The organism is Paraburkholderia sp. UCT70, from assembly GCF_050434085.1.
GTDB lineage: Bacteria > Pseudomonadota > Gammaproteobacteria > Burkholderiales > Burkholderiaceae > Paraburkholderia > Paraburkholderia tuberum.
In genome coordinates this window covers 2,401,036-2,418,351 of the sequence record NZ_JBNPVZ010000002.1, presented here as the reverse complement: position 1 = coordinate 2,418,351, position 17,316 = coordinate 2,401,036, and the positions used below count along the sequence as shown (strand labels likewise).

At 57.5% G+C, this 17,316-nt stretch carries 14 protein-coding genes; 12 read left to right on the top strand and 2 right to left on the bottom strand.

What is annotated here, in order from left to right; genetic code table 11:
* Positions 1–680 precede the first annotated feature (680 nt).
* Positions 681–1,757, top strand: a complete 1,077-nt coding sequence (locus OKW41_RS13425; protein ID WP_429572806.1) for a hypothetical protein — start codon at positions 681–683, stop codon at positions 1,755–1,757.
* Between the two features lie 837 nt (positions 1,758–2,594).
* On the opposite strand, the gene OKW41_RS13420 is transcribed toward OKW41_RS13425, so the two are convergent.
* Positions 2,595–5,378: a LuxR C-terminal-related transcriptional regulator gene (locus tag OKW41_RS13420; RefSeq protein ID WP_429572805.1), complete on the bottom strand. Its 2,784-nt coding sequence runs from the start codon at positions 5,376–5,378 to the stop codon at positions 2,595–2,597.
* 499 nt (positions 5,379–5,877) lie between these two features.
* Here OKW41_RS13420 and OKW41_RS13415 point away from each other — a divergent pair, with 499 nt between their 5' ends.
* The 11 genes from OKW41_RS13415 (at position 5,878) to OKW41_RS13365 (ending at position 16,622) form a co-directional block, all read left to right on the top strand.
* Positions 5,878–6,936, top strand: a complete 1,059-nt coding sequence (locus tag OKW41_RS13415; RefSeq protein WP_429572804.1) for a Rieske 2Fe-2S domain-containing protein — start codon at positions 5,878–5,880, stop codon at positions 6,934–6,936.
* Between the two features lie 53 nt (positions 6,937–6,989).
* A complete protein-coding gene (locus OKW41_RS13410; RefSeq protein ID WP_429572803.1) occupies positions 6,990–7,928 on the top strand; it encodes an alpha/beta hydrolase in 939 nt (312 codons plus the stop codon).
* 81 nt (positions 7,929–8,009) lie between these two features.
* Positions 8,010–8,456, top strand: coding sequence for a nuclear transport factor 2 family protein (locus OKW41_RS13405; RefSeq protein ID WP_429572802.1), 447 nt, complete (start codon positions 8,010–8,012; stop codon positions 8,454–8,456).
* Positions 8,457–8,479: 23 nt separating this feature from the next.
* Positions 8,480–9,460, top strand: coding sequence for a hypothetical protein (locus OKW41_RS13400; protein WP_429572801.1), 981 nt, complete (start codon positions 8,480–8,482; stop codon positions 9,458–9,460).
* Positions 9,461–9,564: 104 nt separating this feature from the next.
* Positions 9,565–10,266: an alpha/beta fold hydrolase gene (locus tag OKW41_RS13395; protein WP_429572800.1), complete on the top strand. Its 702-nt coding sequence runs from the start codon at positions 9,565–9,567 to the stop codon at positions 10,264–10,266.
* Between the two features lie 41 nt (positions 10,267–10,307).
* On the top strand, positions 10,308–11,231 hold the full coding sequence (locus tag OKW41_RS13390; protein WP_429572799.1) for a 3-keto-5-aminohexanoate cleavage protein: 924 nt from the start codon (positions 10,308–10,310) through the stop codon (positions 11,229–11,231).
* Between the two features lie 83 nt (positions 11,232–11,314).
* Complete coding sequence (locus OKW41_RS13385; RefSeq protein WP_429572798.1) at positions 11,315–12,283, top strand: PDR/VanB family oxidoreductase; 969 nt, start codon at positions 11,315–11,317, stop codon at positions 12,281–12,283.
* A gap of 360 nt (positions 12,284–12,643) precedes the next feature.
* On the top strand, positions 12,644–13,825 hold the full coding sequence (locus OKW41_RS13380; protein ID WP_429572797.1) for an OmpP1/FadL family transporter: 1,182 nt from the start codon (positions 12,644–12,646) through the stop codon (positions 13,823–13,825).
* 153 nt (positions 13,826–13,978) lie between these two features.
* Positions 13,979–14,770 carry an HpcH/HpaI aldolase family protein gene (locus OKW41_RS13375; protein ID WP_429572796.1) on the top strand — a complete coding sequence of 264 codons (792 nt, stop codon included), beginning with the start codon at positions 13,979–13,981 and terminating at the stop codon, positions 14,768–14,770.
* A gap of 24 nt (positions 14,771–14,794) precedes the next feature.
* On the top strand, positions 14,795–15,694 hold the full coding sequence (locus tag OKW41_RS13370; protein WP_429572795.1) for a hypothetical protein: 900 nt from the start codon (positions 14,795–14,797) through the stop codon (positions 15,692–15,694).
* 214 nt (positions 15,695–15,908) lie between these two features.
* Positions 15,909–16,622 (top strand): fumarylacetoacetate hydrolase family protein, encoded by a 714-nt coding sequence (locus OKW41_RS13365; RefSeq protein WP_429572794.1) that lies wholly within the window; start codon positions 15,909–15,911, stop codon positions 16,620–16,622.
* A gap of 418 nt (positions 16,623–17,040) precedes the next feature.
* On the opposite strand, the gene OKW41_RS13360 is transcribed toward OKW41_RS13365, so the two are convergent.
* On the bottom strand, positions 17,041–17,244 hold the full coding sequence (locus tag OKW41_RS13360) for an EthD domain-containing protein (RefSeq protein WP_429573407.1): 204 nt from the start codon (positions 17,242–17,244) through the stop codon (positions 17,041–17,043).
* Positions 17,245–17,316 lie beyond the last annotated feature (72 nt).

The window sequence follows — 17,316 nt, the reverse complement described above, 5'->3', positions numbered from 1 at the left end:
AGCTTCTGCCGACGACGCGGGGCTCCCGGGCTCCGATAAGGTTTGCCTGCTGGCCTCATTTTGATAAGAAATCGGTAAGCCGATTTGCGATCCGCGCGGAATCGAAATCGATTTACGTTGCAACCCGGGCATCAATGGTCCTGCTCAAGTGCTCTCATGTAGTGGCATGCGCGACGCACAGTCTTGCCCGAATTCGGCCACGAAAGGACAGTCGCGAAACGGCGCCTAACGACCGTTGATTTGGCCATACCGGCCGGTCGCGGAACGCGGGCAAAGGTCGGTCTCTTTGCAGCGACGATACGGCGCATACTAGCGCCGACGCGTGTCTGCATGGACCCGGGGCCGCGTGTCGCAGTTTTCCTTCCTGGAAAGTATGCAAATTCGGTTGGTGTAGCTGCGCCGAAGCCGACTCATAGAGAAAGGACCCCGGCACGGTGGCCGATATGTAACAACTCCACAACAAGCCCGGTCCCCGGCCGGCCATTCGGGGCTCCCGTATGGGCTGCTTCCCGCGAGTAGGGACGGCTCACGGGCACGACGCTCGGCGCCGCTGGCGTCACCATACAGTCACATTTTCGACCTATCACGTTTCATACCCCGCCATTCATCAAGTCAGCTTCGGGGAGTCCACTCTGCGCCTCGCGCTTTCCCAAACCGTGTACACGTTTCAGGAGACGAACATGCCGAGCATTCGACCTGTCTACACAATAAGCCGCATTTTCAGTCGCACCGCGTTCATCGCAATTTGTTTCGCGGCTGGCGGCGCCGACGCGCAAACCTCGGCGAAGCCGGTGGTCACTCCGGGTTTTAGCTTAAGCGTCTTCACGACTGGTTCCGGTGGGTTGTTCAGCGCACCAGACTCACTAGCCGTGCTCGATGATCACGTCTGGGTCGGCTATGCAAACACCGGCGCACCGGATGGCTCGAATGGCGCGATGAGCGAGATTGTTGAATACGGCCTGGACGGCCGTGTCGTGAAGACTTATGAAGTGGCGGGACACAACGATGGCCTGAAGGTCAATCCGTACACTCGTGAGATCTGGGCGATGCAGAATGAGGATGCGAATCCGAACCTGGTCATAATAACCCCCGCGACCGGCCAAGCATCCAAGCCCTATTCCTTTGGCAAGACGCTGCACGGTGGCGGTTACGATGACATCGTGTTCAAGGATGGTCAGGCCTACTTCAGCGCGTCCAATCCCACCCTTAACAGCAGCGGCCAGAATAGGGGTCCTGCAATTGTCCGCGCGCACCTTAATCCAAACACCCACATGGTCGACGTCTTTCCGGTATTGCGCGGCACACTTGACGCCAGCAACATTCCGTTTGACACGGTGGCAGACCTCAACCTGACCGATCCGGATTCGATGACGCTGACGCCGTCGGGTGATCTACTGCTCGATGATCAGGGAGATGGTCAGCTTGTCCTCTTGCGCTCGTCCGGCGGTGAACCGCGAGTGCAATATCTTCCACTTCTCGGCCACGTGCAGGTTGACGACACGGTATTCGCCACTGCCCGACGGGGCTTCCTGCTGGTGGCCGACACGAAGGCAAACACGGTATACAAGATCAGTGCTGACGTCTGGCAGCGCAACGCGGCATTCTCGGCGTCCACGGGCGTAGCCACTACTACGCCGCCAGTGCCGGGTTATGTCGGCCAACTCGATTTGCGCAGCGGAGCGCTCCTTCCATTGGTGACCAATCTGGTCAGTCCGCACGGCATGGCCTTCGTACCGGCAGAGGACGACCGGGAGTAACGCATTCGCGTTGCTTGCTGCACGACGCGGTCGCCGTAAGCAATTCCGCGGCGATTGCGTCAGTCGGTGCGTGCCTCCCCGGTGACGTCTGCGTGGCCCGCCAAACGGCTGGGGCGTTTAGCAACGCTTTGCCGGCTCGATCGGGCTGCCCGCCTTTGCCGCGGGGGACGCCGTTGCAGGAACACCCACCTGCTGTGCCACGCATGCTTGCGTGGCCCGTTCGCCGGGGGCGCGACGCCGACCCGGGATTTTGAGCGGGACGGCGAGATAGTGCGGCTGGATCCTCCGGGGCCACCCGTAGTCAGGCCCGGCGCGGCAGTTGAGCTCGCAATCAGTACTGCCGTAGCAGGGGTGGGCGTCATTCACATTTTCGAGGGTGTGCTCCGCCCGCATTTCGATAGCGGAGCATTGGAGCTGATCCTGCAACCTTGGTGGCAGTGCTTTCCGAGGCCATTTCTCCACTATTCACAGCGCGGATCGACCGGCCAGGAGCGATCTCTCTCTATTCGTTTGTGCACGTCCGCTCATGAGGGAGCAACAGACGTTGGGTCATTGAATCTGAATGGCCCAAACGGGTGGCGGATTCAACCGGTCGATGCATGGCGCGCCTCGGCGTGCGTATGCCGCTTGCATGGGGCAGTGACCGGCCACTTTGAGACATTCGTTCAGGTTCGGTGAGTGGCCGGTTACCTGCTTGCTATGGACGGTGGCCGCGAGCGAGCGGTCATGGTCCGACCTTCATTGCTGTATTCATCCCTGCTTTTTTCGACCCGGGGTCTCTACTAGCAGAACATCCAGGCTTCGCGCTATGGCACGAGCAACCGCAACAAGCCTCGTTCACGTAATGATTCCCTTCTGCCTGGCCAATCGCATCGCCGCGGTCTTTTTATGCACGCCGAGTTTTTCGAAGATGCGTCTCCAGTACCATTTGATCGTACTTTGGGCCAGACTCAAAGCTACCGCAATCTCATCGTTTCCATAATTCCTCGAAGCCAAGTCAAGTATTTGCCTCTCTCTGTCAGAAAGTGAAGCTGACTGTTCCACAGGTTCCGCGGACGCATCAAGATCAATCTGATCTGGCGAACTGTCTCTGCCGAACGCGTGTTGTAGGCGGCGGAAGTACTCAGAAGTTGCCGAGGCCATGGGAACCGCAGATGCGGAGATTTCGTCAATGATCTTCGCGACAATGGAGCCCTCGTCTATGAAGGTCTGAACGAATGGGCCTTTCAAGCCCCATTCCAGCGCATCGAGCATGCTGCGACGCGCGGCAGAAACCTCTCCGGAGCGGTATTGCAGCTTCGCAAGAAGGATCGACAGACGTATGGCGGACCGCAGGCACCGTCGGTCTCGCGCCCAACTGACCCAGCGACGAACAAGAGTTATGGCTTGCGGCAAGTTTCCTTTCTCTCCCTCGAGAAGTGCCATGGCGATAGCGAACTGTTCCTTTGTCGTGTCAACGCGTCCTGACGGCGAGACGTCCTGCAGTCCTTTCACATATCGTGGGTGCGATGCGAGGAGCTCAGCTTCGCGGGACTTACCGTCTGCAATAAGAAGGCGCATTCGCTCAGCGAGAACACGAGCATGAAGTCGCGGGATGTTGTACCTATCGGCAATGAGGGTTGCCGCGTCCAGCGCAGAGTGGGCCGCTTGATCATTACCGTCGGACACGGCGAGACGTGCCGTGGTCAACTGTCTGGCAATGACGGAGTCAGGAATTCCGAATACTGGCGAAAGATCAGTGCATTCATCGATCAACGTCCGTGCTTCGTCTAACTCGCCTTTTTCGTAGAGTATTTGCGCGAGCTGGGTGCTGGGCATCGCCGAAAGCAGCGAGTGCTCACCGTGAAGTCGACTGGCTAACTCGCGAGCTTGCCGCAAGGATTTTTCAGCTAGACCTAGTTCGCCGCGCATGAAGTAGGTCCCACCTACCACAGTATCCAGGAAGACGTTTCCATACACGGCCCGTCCCTCAACAAGTTCTCGACGAATGTCATCCGACTCGGCCTGCGTGAGATCGCAGACGTAGTGTTCCCGACGAGCCAGCATCATGGCGGTAGCGATTGATGCGCTCATGAAGTGATCCCTGCGGCCGAACGTTGTGTTCCAGACGGTACCGGCGGTCTCCATCTCGTTAAGGTCGTCGGTGAAGACCTTGAGCATGATGTTGCGATGCTCAAGTTTTGCATGGAGATTTACGGCGGCCTCAGGCGAAGCAAGGCGCACCTCGGCTTCATCGGAACGCTGAAGGTCGCGCGCCAGCTGTGACCGAACGTTGCTGATTTCCTCCCGTGCCTCCTCGAACCGCCACTGAATTTCGTTTGTCCATGCCAGTTCGAGCTGAAGACGCGGCAGTCTATTCAAAATGGCTGCAGGAAGCCTTGAAGCAAGAGCATGCAAGGTCGACGCCTGGCCTGCAGCAAACAAACTTGTGCTGGCAGTGTCCAGGAGGTCGCCGGCACGGTCCAGATCGCCGCATGCGAACGCGTGTCGTACGGCGTCCGTGATGTGTCCGCGACTTTCCAGCCAGGTGCACGCGCGTCTGTGATACTCAGGAATCAGAGCATCGCAGGAGCTATCCCGCAACCGCTTACGCAAGAGCTCAGAAAAGAGGTGATGGTACCGATACCAGACCCTTTCGCGGTCGAGAGAAAACAGAAACATGTTCTGCGACTCAAGCCGGTCAATTCTCAAACGACTGTCTTTCCGCAACAGGACGGCATCGGCCAGTTCTGCGCTGAATCTGTCAAGTATGGAGGTAGCGATCAGAAACTCGTGCATCTCGTCGGGTAGGGACTTGACGACTTCCTCCATGAGGAAATCACCCACGTCGCGGTCCGCACCGGTGAACTCTCTTATAAAGGCTTCGGTGTCACCCGTGCTCTGTATTGCAAACGTCGCGAGCTGCAGGCTGACGACCCATCCTTCCGTCTTTTCGCGAAGTCGCTTCACCTGATCTGGCGATACACAAATCCCGCCAGCGGCGTCAATCAACGCAGTTGTTTCTTCGTTTGAAAACGCCAGGTGGTCGGTTGTGATTTCATGCAATTCCCCTAAGGCGCGCAAACGCGGGATGGGCAGCTTCGGAACGTGACGCGCGGCAACAATAACATGCAGTCGGTTGAGGGGAGCAAGCAGGATCGCACTGGCAAGCTCGAGAACGCCGGGGTTCTCGATGAGATGAAAATCGTCGAAGAATAAATATAGATCCTGTTTCAGGGAAGCCAACAGGTTCAGGAGCTCTGCCTTCAGAGTGGCGGCAGGCGGAAGGTAACCTGCGCTCACGCCTTGCAAGACAACAAGACTCTGGAATGTATTGCGGTCACCAAGGGCGGTGCTCACCGCTTTCCACAAATGCGCGAAGAACCGCATCAGATCATTGTCGTCCTGGTCAATGCTGATCCATGCGACCGGGTAGCGTTGGACCGCCAGGCTTTCGATGACCTGGCCAAGCAGGCTGGTCTTGCCATAACCAGCCGGCGCTGTAATCAGGACGAGCCGACGCAGCCGGTGCTGGCTGAATTCGCGCATAAGCCTTTCGCGCTTCAGTAACTGACGCTTCTGCGTCGGGGGCAGGAGCTTGGTGTCGATCGTCGACAGGCCGGTGATTTCCGGTAACTGCATTCGTGTCTCCAGTCGCACGTTCGGTTTCAAGCCTATGACTTTCTTCGGCCGTCTGTGCGATCTGCCCCTTAATGTTTCTTCCCGCTAGTGCCTTGTGGGCTCTATTGACACACGCAGGTTTGATGGCAGTCGTTGATTTTGGACCTACTTCCATACAACGACAACCCGGAATCTGGACGGCCTGGCCGCTTCACGACTGAGGGAGTCGCCCGCAGCCGCTCTCACCGCTCAGGTGACGGCTTGCAAGCCAAAGTTCCAACGTTTTTCGAAGTTTGCGATCGGAACTCGCCAACAGACGCGAACGATCTCACAGGCGTCGCCGTGGATGCAAGCTTCTTGGGGCGTGACGCTTGATCATCGGGTTATTCCTGGTCTGCGTATTGGAGGCTCCCTCCCCAAAGGAGGGAGCGGGACCTGATTCACTTTTATAGACTTGCCATCAAGCAAGCACGAAAGGCCGGTGACGGTCACCCCGGCCAACATCTAAATGGAGACAAACATGTTCCTTCGGAATAGCTGGTACTGCGCGGGCTGGGATTATGAAGTGAGCCAGGGCAAGAATGCATTGCTGAGCCGTCGTATCGCCGGTGAACCCCTGGTGTTATATCGCAAGCCCGACGGCGCGGTGGTGGCGATGGAGGACCGTTGCTGCCACAGGCAGGCGCCGCTTCACCTTGGGCAGAAAGAGGGTGATTCGATTCGATGCATGTATCACGGAATGAAGTTCGGTCCGGACGGCGTGTGCACCGAAATCCCCGGCCAGGAAAGAATCCCCGAAAAAGCGTGTGTACGGACGTTCCCCGTGGTCGAGAAACACAACTGGATCTGGGTATGGATGGGCGATCCGGCGAAGGCGGACCCGGAAGTGATCTGCTTTGCCGTCGGCCCGAGTGATCCGCAGTGGAACATCAAGACGTCCAAGGTCAGTGTAAACGCGAACTACCGTCTCGAGATCGCAAACCTGATGGACCTGAGCCATCTCACATGGGTCCATCGCAATACCTTCGGCGGTACCGACGGGTACACAAAAGTACGCCCCGAACACACCATTACGCCTCGCGGGGTCGACTCCAAATTCTGGGTTCGTAGTGTTCCCGCGCCGGTCTTTGCTCAACATCTCTTTCCGCCCGACATGCTCTTCGACCTGAACTTTGAGGTGCAGATGACGGTACCGTGCAATTTCATTCTGCATTTTCAGGTATGGACTGCGGGCTCGGCCACCGAGGGACCCTCAGACGGCAACCTGGTACTCGACAGCTACACCTGCCAGGCGATTACGCCTCGCGACGAAGATTGGGTGGACTACTACTACTCGTGGGGTTCAAACGTGTCAACGGATGGCCCGGGCATGAGCGACATGCTGTACGAGGCGGTCAACGCCGCGTTTGTTGAAGACAAGGAGATGCTGGAAGGTCAGCATCGCAACATGAAAGATCGGCCCGATGCCAGAGAGGTCAGCATTGTTCATGACGCCGGCCCTGGCAAGCTGTTGTGGGTTCTTGACAACCTGCTGAAGAAAGAAGCGGCGGACTCACTTGAAACGACGGAGCTGGCATAACCGCTCGCGCAGCACTTTGGCGAATCGGTTGAACCACAGAATATGGCGAGACAATGAATCGTTCCCAACTGGAAATGGTGCAGTCACTTCTGACAGAGTTCCGCGGTCGCCCAACCGGATCGCTGGAGGATCTCCGGCACGCTGTAAATGAGCGAAACCGGCAATTTCCCTTGCCGGAGGCAATGCGGTTCGACCGGGTAGAAGTCGCACGCATCGACAAGCCCGCGTTGCAGATGATTCAGGGCACACCCTCGAGCGCAAGCCAGCGCGAAGTCATGCTCTATCTGCACGGGGGCGGATTTGTACTTGGCGATGCGGAAGGGTTTCGTGGTCTGGCCGGTGCAATCGCGGAGGACGCCCAGGCGCGGGTGCTCATTGTCGATTACCGGTTGGCGCCAGAAAGTCCATATCCGGCCGCGGTCGAGGATGCAGCCGACGCCTATGAATGGTTGTTGAGCAACGGCACGCCTGCATCGGCTGTTGTCATGGCTGGCGACTCTGCCGGTGCGTGCCTGGTCCTGGCGGCGCTTTCAGTGGCGCGCAATCGGGATCTGCCGATGCCCGCCGCTGCCGTCCTGTTTTCGCCATGGATTGACCTTTCGCTACAGGGAAATACGGTGGTGTCCAAGCAGGCTGAGGATCTGATGCTCGATTCCCAGATGCTGCTGGGATGCGTGCAAGCCTACCTAGGTGGTGCAGCGGTTTCAGATCCACTTGCGTCGCCACTTGGCGCCGATTTTGAGGGCTTTCCACCGCTCCTTGTCCAGGCAGGATCCGCCGAGATCCTGCTTGATGACTCCGTTCGGTTGGCTTCCCGGGCCGGAGCGCAAGGCGTGGCGGTTTGTCTCGAGGTCTGGCCAAACATGCCGCACGTGTGGCAGTCGTTCGCACCCGTTCTCGAGGAAGGCTGGCGAGCGATTCGCGGAGCGTCCGCTTTCCTGCGCAGACATCTCAATGATGCGCGAGAACGTCTGGACGCTAAGCAACATTAACCCGTGGAGTTCCGACCAGTCGGCCAACGGGCTGCGATCAGGATTCACCCGAGGAACAGAACTTTTTATCAGAGGCACGTTATGGCAACACCGAGCGACACCTTCGAACTTATCGGGTTGGACGCTGCTTACTGGGCATGTGCCGATCGTCGCAATGACACCGACGCGGGCAGTCTTTTCACCGAGAGCGGAATACTGCAGCTTGGCTCGATGGAACTGAAAGGACGCCGGGCGATTCAGGAATTCTTCGCTGCGCGCAACGAAGACAACGTGCGAACGAAGCGACAGACACGACATGTCGTAAGCGGACTTGATGTAAGCGTTCATGACGCCGAGCACGCAACGCTTACCTCTGTCCTGGTCGTCTTTGCGGGGCATGGAGAGCTACCGATCGCCTCGGACCTCCCGTCGACTATTGCCGACGTCAGCGACGTGTGTATCAGGGGTCCCGAAGGGGAATGGTTGTTTGAGCGTCGCAGCATCCACCCGATCTTTGTCGGGCCGGGAGCGGCGAAGTTTGCTCGTTAGAAATGACAGTAACGGAGACTGAGATGATCAATCAAGAAAACACCAGCCGAAACGCACAGGGTTATCTGGCGTGTGTTCCGCACGTGCCGTTGGTTACGGTCCAGGGGCGCCATGCCAATCGGGACTTCTGGGAAGTCTATGACGAACGGGTCCGGGAATTCAAGGAGTTCGATCCCGAGCTGGTAATCGTGTTCGGCGGTGACCATTACGATGGCATCCATCTGAACCTGATGCCGCAATTTGTCGTCGGACAGATTGCCACAGCGCTCAACGATTGCGGCGGCTACCCCGGTCGGCTCGATATTCCGCGCGACGTGGCGTCGGCCGCCGCAGCACATCTGGTAGACCGGGACTTTGACGTTGCCACGTCGTATGCAATGGAAGTCGACCACGGTTTCTCCAATGTGCTCCATCATTTTCTCGGCGAACTGGACGCGAAGCCTGTGTTGCCTATTCACATCAACACCATTGCCGACCCACGTCCGACGTTTCGGCGCTGCCGTCAGATTGGCGCGGAAATCGGCCGGTTTGCACGAACGCTGAATAAGCGGGTCGCATTTCTCGGTTCAGGCGGACTCTCGCATCAAACCGACTTTATCTTCCCTCAATACGACACGGCTCCAACCGACGTCGTGCGCGACTACATCGTATCCGGGGGCAAACAAGGGACCCTGTCGCGCGAGAAGTGGATGACCGACATCGGCACCGGGATGGATAAACTGAGTGACCAACTGCTTGACGGCAGCTTTCACGCGTCCTGGATCAACGAAGACTGGGATAAGAAATTTCTCACCGCACTTACAAGCGGCGACCTCACAGTCTTCGACACCTGGACCGACGCGGATGTCCTCAAGGCGGCGGGCTACGGCGGAAGTGAAATCAGGCAATGGATCGCGGCAGTCGCGGCCGCCCAGGAATTTGACGACCGCTCAATGTTGACCGTGGACTTCTACTCGCCGAACACCACGCTCGCTGTCGGCGTCGGTATCGTGCACGCCCGCTGATTCGAAAAACGACGTCTGGTAGCTGGAAGATGTGGCTCGACGTTTTTTCAGATGTCCATTAGCGAAATCGATTCCGAGGCGCGCAGTAATCTGAGGAGCAAATTGTGTCCAATAACTCAAGACGGGCCCCCAAGGTCTTGCTGCTCCATGGCTGGGGAGGATCCTACGACAAGGTATGGCGCGCGACTGGTTTCGTAAGCAGGTTGGAGGCCGCCGGCATGGAACCTATCGCTGTCGACCTGCCGGGTCATGGACGCTCCAGGCCTTCAGGCGACCCCGCCGACTATGCAGACCTCGCAAAATCGGTGAGCCTGGACCTTCCGGATTCCGGGGCAATGTACGGCGTTGGCTATTCGCTCGGCGCGAAGCTCTTGCTCGAAATCGAAAGACGCTCACCGGGAACGTTCAGCCGACTCGTGCTCGCCGGGCTGGGCGGTAACGTATTTGCCCCCGAAAAGTTGGGCGACGTGGTCGCATCTGCACTGGAGCAGGGCGTTACGCAAGATACCCCTGCAGGTGTCAAAGCGCTTGTCGAATACGCAATTTCAGCGGGCAACGACCCGCTGTCGGTCGCCGCATGCCTGCGTCGGTCGCCAAACCCGGTGCTGTCGTCGAAGGCGATTTCCAGCGTCGGCTGCGAAACGCTGCTTGTCTGCGGAGATCGCGATTCAATTGCGCTTCCACTCGAACCTCTGGCCGAGGTTTTTCCGCGATGCCAGGTTGAGCTGGTGCCGGGCGTGGATCACCTTCACCTGCCGGAGTCGGATGTTTTCCAGCGCGCGGCGCTCGCCTTTCTCGCTGCCTGACGTTTTTTCCGATCGGCCGAACCCAGAGTCACGAACTGAAAATGAACAAAGTCATCATCACCTGCGCGATTACAGGCTCCATCCATACCCCTTCAATGTCGCCATATCTGCCAGTCACGCCTGAGCAGATCGCCACATCCGCAATTGAGGCAGCGAAGGCCGGTGCCGCGATGGTCCATCTGCACGCCCGGGACCCCCGCGATGGACGCCCCACCCAGGATCCGGAAATGTTCAGTCAGTTTCTGCCGCAGATTAGCGCGGCTAGCGACGTGATCATCAATCTTACTACCGGGGGGGCTCCCACGATGTCCGTCGAGGAGCGCCTGCAACCGGCATTGCAACTGAAGCCCGAGGTCGCTTCGTTAAACATGGGCTCAATGAATTTCGGTCTGTATCCGATGCTCAATCGGTTCAAGGAGTTCCAGCACGACTGGGAGCGACCGTACCTGGAAGGAAGCAACGATCGCATCTTCCGCAACACATTCAAGGATATCGAGTTCATCCTCGGGTCATGTCGCGACAACGATACCCGATTCGAGATTGAGTGCTATGACATCGGCCACCTTTACGTGGCTGCGCACTTCCTTGAGCGGGGACTTCTCGAGCCGCCAATCTTCATTCAGTCGGTCTTCGGAATTCTTGGCGGCATCGGGGCTCATGCAGAAGACGTTCTGCAAATGAAACGGACGGCTGATCGCCTCTTCGGTAACGACTACGTGTGGTCAGTGCTTGGAGCGGGAGCGCATCAAATGCGCGTGTGCGCCCTCTCTGCGTCGATGGGTGGCAACTGTCGCGTCGGGCTCGAGGACTCATTGTGGGAAGGGCGAGGTAAGTTGGCCCAGACAAATGCAGAACAGGTCAGGCGGGTGAAGACCATCATCGAAGCCCTTTCGCTTGGAGTCGCGACCCCAGAGGAGGCCCGAGGTCTTTTGCGACTGAAGGGACGCAATCGGGTGGAATTCTAGACCTGGATACCGTCCAGGGCGCCAGATAGCGCAACGCCTATTCCATCATGGGAAGGCATTTAAGTAAATAAGGAATGCGAATCATGTCGGACGGCAATGTTACGGTTAGAGTGGTAAAGAAACTGATGGAGGCCGATGGGATCGCCAGTTTCGAACTGGCGCCGGTGGGCGACGATCGACTGCCGCCGTTCAGTGCCGGATCTCATATCGATGTACATCTTCCGGATAACATGGTCCGGCAATATTCCCTCTGCAATTCGCCGGCGGAGAATCATCGCTATCTGATCGCGGTGCTCCGTGACCCAAAAACGCGGGGCGGGTCTTCCTGCATGCATGACACTGTGAACGAAGGGCAGATTCTGGAGATCAGCAAGCCAAAAAATCTCTTCGAATTGAAGCGCGATGCAAAGAAAACGATCTTGATTGCGGGTGGGATCGGAGTGACCCCGATCCTTTGTATGGCCCACCGACTTGCGATTGTCGGGGCGCAATTCGAAATGCATTACGCGAGCCGTTCGCTGAGCCGAACGGCGTTTGCAGACCAGATTAACGCTTCGTCATTTTCTTCGAGAGTGCAATTCCACCTTGATGACGGGCCCGCTGACCAGCAATTCAACGCGGAAAGAGTCCTTGGTCGCCCCGAGTCGTCCACACACGCGTACGTGTGCGGACCTGGCGGATTCATCGAGCATGTCCTGGGAACCGCAACGAATCTCGGTTGGGTGGAGACGAACCTGCACCGGGAATACTTTGCCGCCGCGGTGCCCACAGCAAATCAAAGCGCAGGCAGGTTTGAGGTTGAAATCGCCAGTACCGGAAAGGTGTTCGAAGTTCCCGTCGAGAAGTCAGTCGTACAGGTTCTCGCAGAGCATGGAATTGACATCCCCGTTTCCTGCGAGCAAGGCGTCTGCGGTACCTGTGTAACGCGAATACTGGGAGGCGATCCAGACCATCGGGACATGATCCTGACCGAGGCAGAACATCGCCAGAAGGATCGATTCACTCCGTGTTGTTCGCGCTCAAAATCGGCTCGCCTGATTCTGGATCTCTGACCGAGTCTATCAAATTGCAGAATCGCATCGGCATGCTGCAGCGGCGAATGTTCCTCGAAATCCGGTACGCGGCAAATGAACAGGAATATGAAACAGATATTGAAGACGTGCAGGCGCGTAGCAACAGGGACAGTGACAGCTTGGCTGAAAGCTTCCGATCTTCGCGTGGTCAGAGATCAATGGGAGCTTTTGGGCAGCTTTCTGTTCGACGCGCTCGCGTACAGCGAATGCAGCTATCAGTCGACTCATCGTACGGAAGGAGTTCGCGAAAGCTAATCACATAGTTACGCAACGCATCGGCGAGCCACATCAATTTCGGTGAAAAGGCCGGGTCGACTCATAAAAAATATGGAGACAGACATGAATCATCGAGCACTCAGAGGCATCAAACTCGCCCTATCGATGTGCGGTATGGGCGCGTTGAGCAGTACCGCGTTCGCCACAAATGGATCTTATCTCACTGCGAACGGTCCGTTCGCTTCGGGCATGGGTGGAGTATCAATCGCCTTGCCTCAGGATACCACGGCAGCCGCGAATAACCCCGCCGGGATGGCCGAGCTGGGTGCCCGCTTCGATGGATATGGCCTTCTGCTGGTGACTCAGGCTGATGCCACGTTTGGCTCGACGGCTAACAAGTTCTATTCGCGCGGGATAGTCCCCGCGCCTGGGGGAGGAGTCAATTTTCAGATCGCTCCTCAATGGACGTTTGGCGTTTCAGTTACCGGCGCAGGTCTTGCCTCAAACTACGGTCAGCCGCTCTTACCGATCCCAGGAGCAGGCCCGGCAAAGGCAAGCCTCACCGTCGTGAACACCGCGCCGACGGTTACATACAAACCGTTGCCTAATCTCGCGATCGGCCTCTCGCTGGTTCTGGGGATCGAACAGTTTCGCGCAAACGGTGTTATCGGTGCGGGCCCAGACGGCATTCCTTTCGCCTTGCCTACCCATGGTAATTCGTGGGCCGCGGGTATCGGGAGCGGGGTGGGCGTCTTGTGGACCCCTGTTCCGGCCGTGACGGTGGGCGCCTCCTACTACACCAAGACCTGGTTCAGTGCGCTGAGCGGGTACAAAAACGACCTTTTCGCACCGAGCAATGGACACGTGGACAGTCCGGCCCACTACGGTGCCGGCATCGCGGTGCGTCCACTCCCAAGGCTGACGGTCGGTATGGATTACATGCGAATCGAATGGTCGAAAGCCGCGGGTTACAACATTGCATCGAGCTTCAACTGGCACGACCAGAATGTCTTCCGTTTCGGAGCCTCTTACGACTTCAGCGACCGTTGGACAATTCGCGCAGGCTATAGCATGGCTAACAGCCACCTCGACTCTGATCATACGCTAGCCAATTTCTTCGCGAACGGAATCAACGATAAGGCGGTGACGCTTGGCGTTACCTATGCCATCGACAAGAGGAACCTCGTGACAGCGTCGCTCGAATATGACATCCCACGAACCATTGTAGGTACTGGGCCTAGCACGGGAACCAACATCAGCACGAATCTCCAGCTCTATACGATCGGCTACACGCACAAATTCTGATTGATTAGCAAGGTAGATGGTACCGCAGGCTCGATATAGACGACGCTGGGTCACGACGCAAAGATGGAAAACATAGAGTGCGCTTGAAACGGTAACTTCACGCGCCCTCTCCCGCGACCTGATCCTGGGTTGAAATATGGGAAGAACATGGTAATGGACACTATATCCGAACGGACGTTTCGTCGGACTTTCACATCCGGGGACGTCCCGCTTTTTGGTACGTTTGTAAAGACGCCTTCTTCCCATTCGGTTGAAATCGTCGGTGAGCTCGGATACGACTTCGTCATTATTGATGCTGAACATGCGCCGTTCGACAGAGTCTCAATTGACAGAACGTTGCTTGCTGCGAAAGCGGCCCGTACCAGCGCCCTGGTTCGCGTTCCGGTTGCAGTGCCTGAACATATTCTCGCAGCTCTTGATGATGGTGCGACCGGCATTCTCGCTCCCCATATTTCTTCGGCGCGTGATGCGGCTCAACTTGTATCGTTATGTCGGTACGCGGGTACGCGAGGATATTCAAACTCGCCGCGTGCTGGTCGATATGGTGGAAAAAGCATGTGGCAACACATCGACGAAGCAGACGAAACCGTGACGGTCATCGCCATGATTGAGGACCCACCAGCCGTCGATCAGATCGACGAAATCCTGAGCATAGAAGGGCTCGACGGAATTTTCATCGGCCGCGGCGATCTTGCAGTGGCACTCGGCGACCGCGAACCGGGCACGCCGCGGGTAAACGCCGCGACACACAGAGTAATCGAAGCCGCGCGCCGGTTGCGAAAACCGGTCTGCCTGCTGGCAACGGACGCGCATGAGGCGCTTGAGTTTCATACTCTGGGCGTGTCGGCGTTTGTGATCTCGTCCGATCAGGGATTCATGCGAAGCGCCGCGAAACTCGCCCTGGGCGATTTTCAGGCTGCATGCAGGAACGGCATCAGCAAATGACACCATCCACCGTTGAGGATGACCATGTACGACCAATCGGATCCCCGATCCACGCTCTCTGCAGGCGGCTCAACAGCGACAGACTTTGCGGCCGCTGAGTATCTTCGGTTCTACGCGACGGAGCCGCGGGAAAAGTCTGAGTCAATGAAAGTCTGGTATGGAAGAGGCCAGAACTTCGTCGTGGCCTATGCGGAGGTGTTGGACGGAGCGAAATATGTCCGACCGAAGCAACCGGATGAGTACGTCGTCCTGATTCCTGACGCGGCGACATCGATCGAAGTGACGTGGGCAGGGTCAACAAGCAAGATAGCGGGGAACTCGATAGTCTTTATCCCCGCCGGAGACAGCGTGATCCGAGCCACGGCGCCCGGTCGCCTCGTCATGATGTTCACGGCGGCTAGCGAAGATCTGTGCGAGAAATCTGCGAACGCAAAGGCGTATCGCTCGGCCCATCCCAACATCCCACCGTTCGCGCCGTGGCCAGACCCCCCAGATGGATTCATGGTCCGGCAATACAGTCTCGATGTGCCGGACCAGCCCGGGCGGTTTGGGCGAATCTGGCGATGCACCACTTTCATGGTGAATGTATTACCAGCTCAACATGGACCTCGGGATGTAACGAAGCTGTCTCCGCATTTCCACGATTCGTTCGAGCAGGGGTCGTTAGCGCTGGAAGGTTCGTTCACACATCATGTCCGTTGGCCATGGACATCGAATCTGAACAACTGGAGGGCTGACGACCACGAGTATTGCGGTGCTGCATCGCTAGCAGTCATCCCACCGCCCGCCATTCACACATCGCGTGGCATGTCCGAAGGAATCAACCAGCTGGTGGACATTTTCTCTCCACCGCGAATCGATTTCTCGCAAAAGGACGGTTGGGTGTTGAATGAAAGCGACTATCCAATGACCGTCGTTCCATGACAATCGAGGCGTCGTCTAGTGGTCTTCGCGGCAGTTTCGAATTGAGGAGGATGCGATGAAGTTCGGAAGCGTGTACTACGAGGGAAATCCTCGCATAGCCGTGCCCGTAGACAGTGAGAACGTAGCAATCCTTGGACGCAGTGGAGATGGTTGTCCGAATCGTATATCTGAGGTCATCGGGTCGTGGTCTCATGCGCGATCAAGGTTCAGCGCAGTGCTGCCCGACGCCCCGGTCGTTAAGTTGGATCGACTGACCTGGCTTCCTCCCGTTACAGCTGAGACGAAAGTGATAAGCGTCGTTTTTGATAAGGCGCCGAGTGGGGATTGGCGGGCGACAGTCCTGATGAAGTCAACGTCGTCGCTGGTGGGACATCTCGGAGCGGTTCGTATTAAGTCCTGCTACGGAGGGGTGTTTTCGCGGCCAGCGCTGGCAGTGGTCATTGGCGCTTCAGACGCAGCGAGGACCAACCTGCACGTGCCGACTTTCGGCTATACGGTCATGAATGACATCACGGCGCCCGGGATGAGTACCGGCCGCTCCGAAAGAGCACCTGGCAAGGCCAGCTTGGATGCCGGTGATATGGAAATATCTGCCCTGTCCAACAGTGTCGACACCTTCGGACCTATCGGGCCCTTCATTACAGTCGAGGACCTTGACGTCGACCTCCGACAGGCGGAGGTGGTCTCATCGATCGATGGTCGCGAGTGCTCGCGATGGTCCACCTGTGAGTTGCCGGTGCCCATGGCGAGCATCCTGCAGTCGCTGTCGGCGTTAGTACGCCTAGACGCAGGTGATATCGTCGCGTTTAGCATCAACGACGGACGTCCCAATGGCAGCCATGGAGATGATCTGGCCGAGGCGCGTGGCGACGTAAGAGTTTGGATAGAGAATTTGTGCGCCCTTTTCAATCCCGTGAAACTTTGTTGATTACTCGGAACACGATTTTCACCACTGATCAAAAAAAGCCCATAGGTGAATTGCTCTATTGAACCCGAGCGTCGGGCCTGCCGTCGGGTTGACCGGCGGGATCTGGTTCGTCGACTCGGACGGCCGTCGCGATTGCGGCCGCCTGAGGTTAGATGAGTGAGAGAAGTCCACGATCGGCGCTCGAATATTCGGCGGCAAGCGCGCGATACTCCTTGCAAAACGGGCGACCACCTGCGCCGCTATGACCGGTTCTGACCGCATTTCAGTCCTTCAGAGAGAACGGGCCAATGACCCAAGTAGGTCGGAAGGGTGAGTTCGCAGTCGAGCGACGCTGCTACCAATGAGCGGACGGTTGCTCAGATATCGAAGTGACGGGGCGTGTCGAGGTTTGCCGCCATCGCGTCGCCGGCGCGCGCCTCTACAAGTTTGCGTCGTCCGGCCAGATAACCTTCCGGTGACGGATAATGAAGCGAGTCGTCGGCTTCGCGATGAACACACCTTCATCAGGCCGGACTCGGGCAAGGTACTGGGAATCATTGAACGCAGCTTCCAGGTCTTCCGTTGAGTCGAACCAGATTTCAGCAACGCCAGAGTACGGTGCGATTCTTCCTTCGGGACTCAGGCTGCGGTAACGCTCGGCATGCCATGATTCTGGACATACCGCCGGGTCCGATTCCAGAACGACTTGGTATCT

What these genes read in the sequence shown, in the direction of transcription:
- OKW41_RS13425 (WP_429572806.1), top strand. Translation starts at nt 681, where the DNA reads ATGCCGAGCATTCGACCTGTCTACACAATAAGCCGCATTTTCAGTCGC.
- OKW41_RS13420 (WP_429572805.1), bottom strand. Translation starts at nt 5,378, where the DNA reads ATGCAGTTACCGGAAATCACCGGCCTGTCGACGATCGACACCAAGCTC.
- OKW41_RS13415 (WP_429572804.1), top strand. Translation starts at nt 5,878, where the DNA reads ATGTTCCTTCGGAATAGCTGGTACTGCGCGGGCTGGGATTATGAAGTG.
- OKW41_RS13410 (WP_429572803.1), top strand. Translation starts at nt 6,990, where the DNA reads ATGAATCGTTCCCAACTGGAAATGGTGCAGTCACTTCTGACAGAGTTC.
- OKW41_RS13405 (WP_429572802.1), top strand. Translation starts at nt 8,010, where the DNA reads ATGGCAACACCGAGCGACACCTTCGAACTTATCGGGTTGGACGCTGCT.
- OKW41_RS13400 (WP_429572801.1), top strand. Translation starts at nt 8,480, where the DNA reads ATGATCAATCAAGAAAACACCAGCCGAAACGCACAGGGTTATCTGGCG.
- OKW41_RS13390 (WP_429572799.1), top strand. Translation starts at nt 10,308, where the DNA reads ATGAACAAAGTCATCATCACCTGCGCGATTACAGGCTCCATCCATACC.
- OKW41_RS13385 (WP_429572798.1), top strand. Translation starts at nt 11,315, where the DNA reads ATGTCGGACGGCAATGTTACGGTTAGAGTGGTAAAGAAACTGATGGAG.
- OKW41_RS13380 (WP_429572797.1), top strand. Translation starts at nt 12,644, where the DNA reads ATGAATCATCGAGCACTCAGAGGCATCAAACTCGCCCTATCGATGTGC.
- OKW41_RS13375 (WP_429572796.1), top strand. Translation starts at nt 13,979, where the DNA reads ATGGACACTATATCCGAACGGACGTTTCGTCGGACTTTCACATCCGGG.
- OKW41_RS13370 (WP_429572795.1), top strand. Translation starts at nt 14,795, where the DNA reads ATGTACGACCAATCGGATCCCCGATCCACGCTCTCTGCAGGCGGCTCA.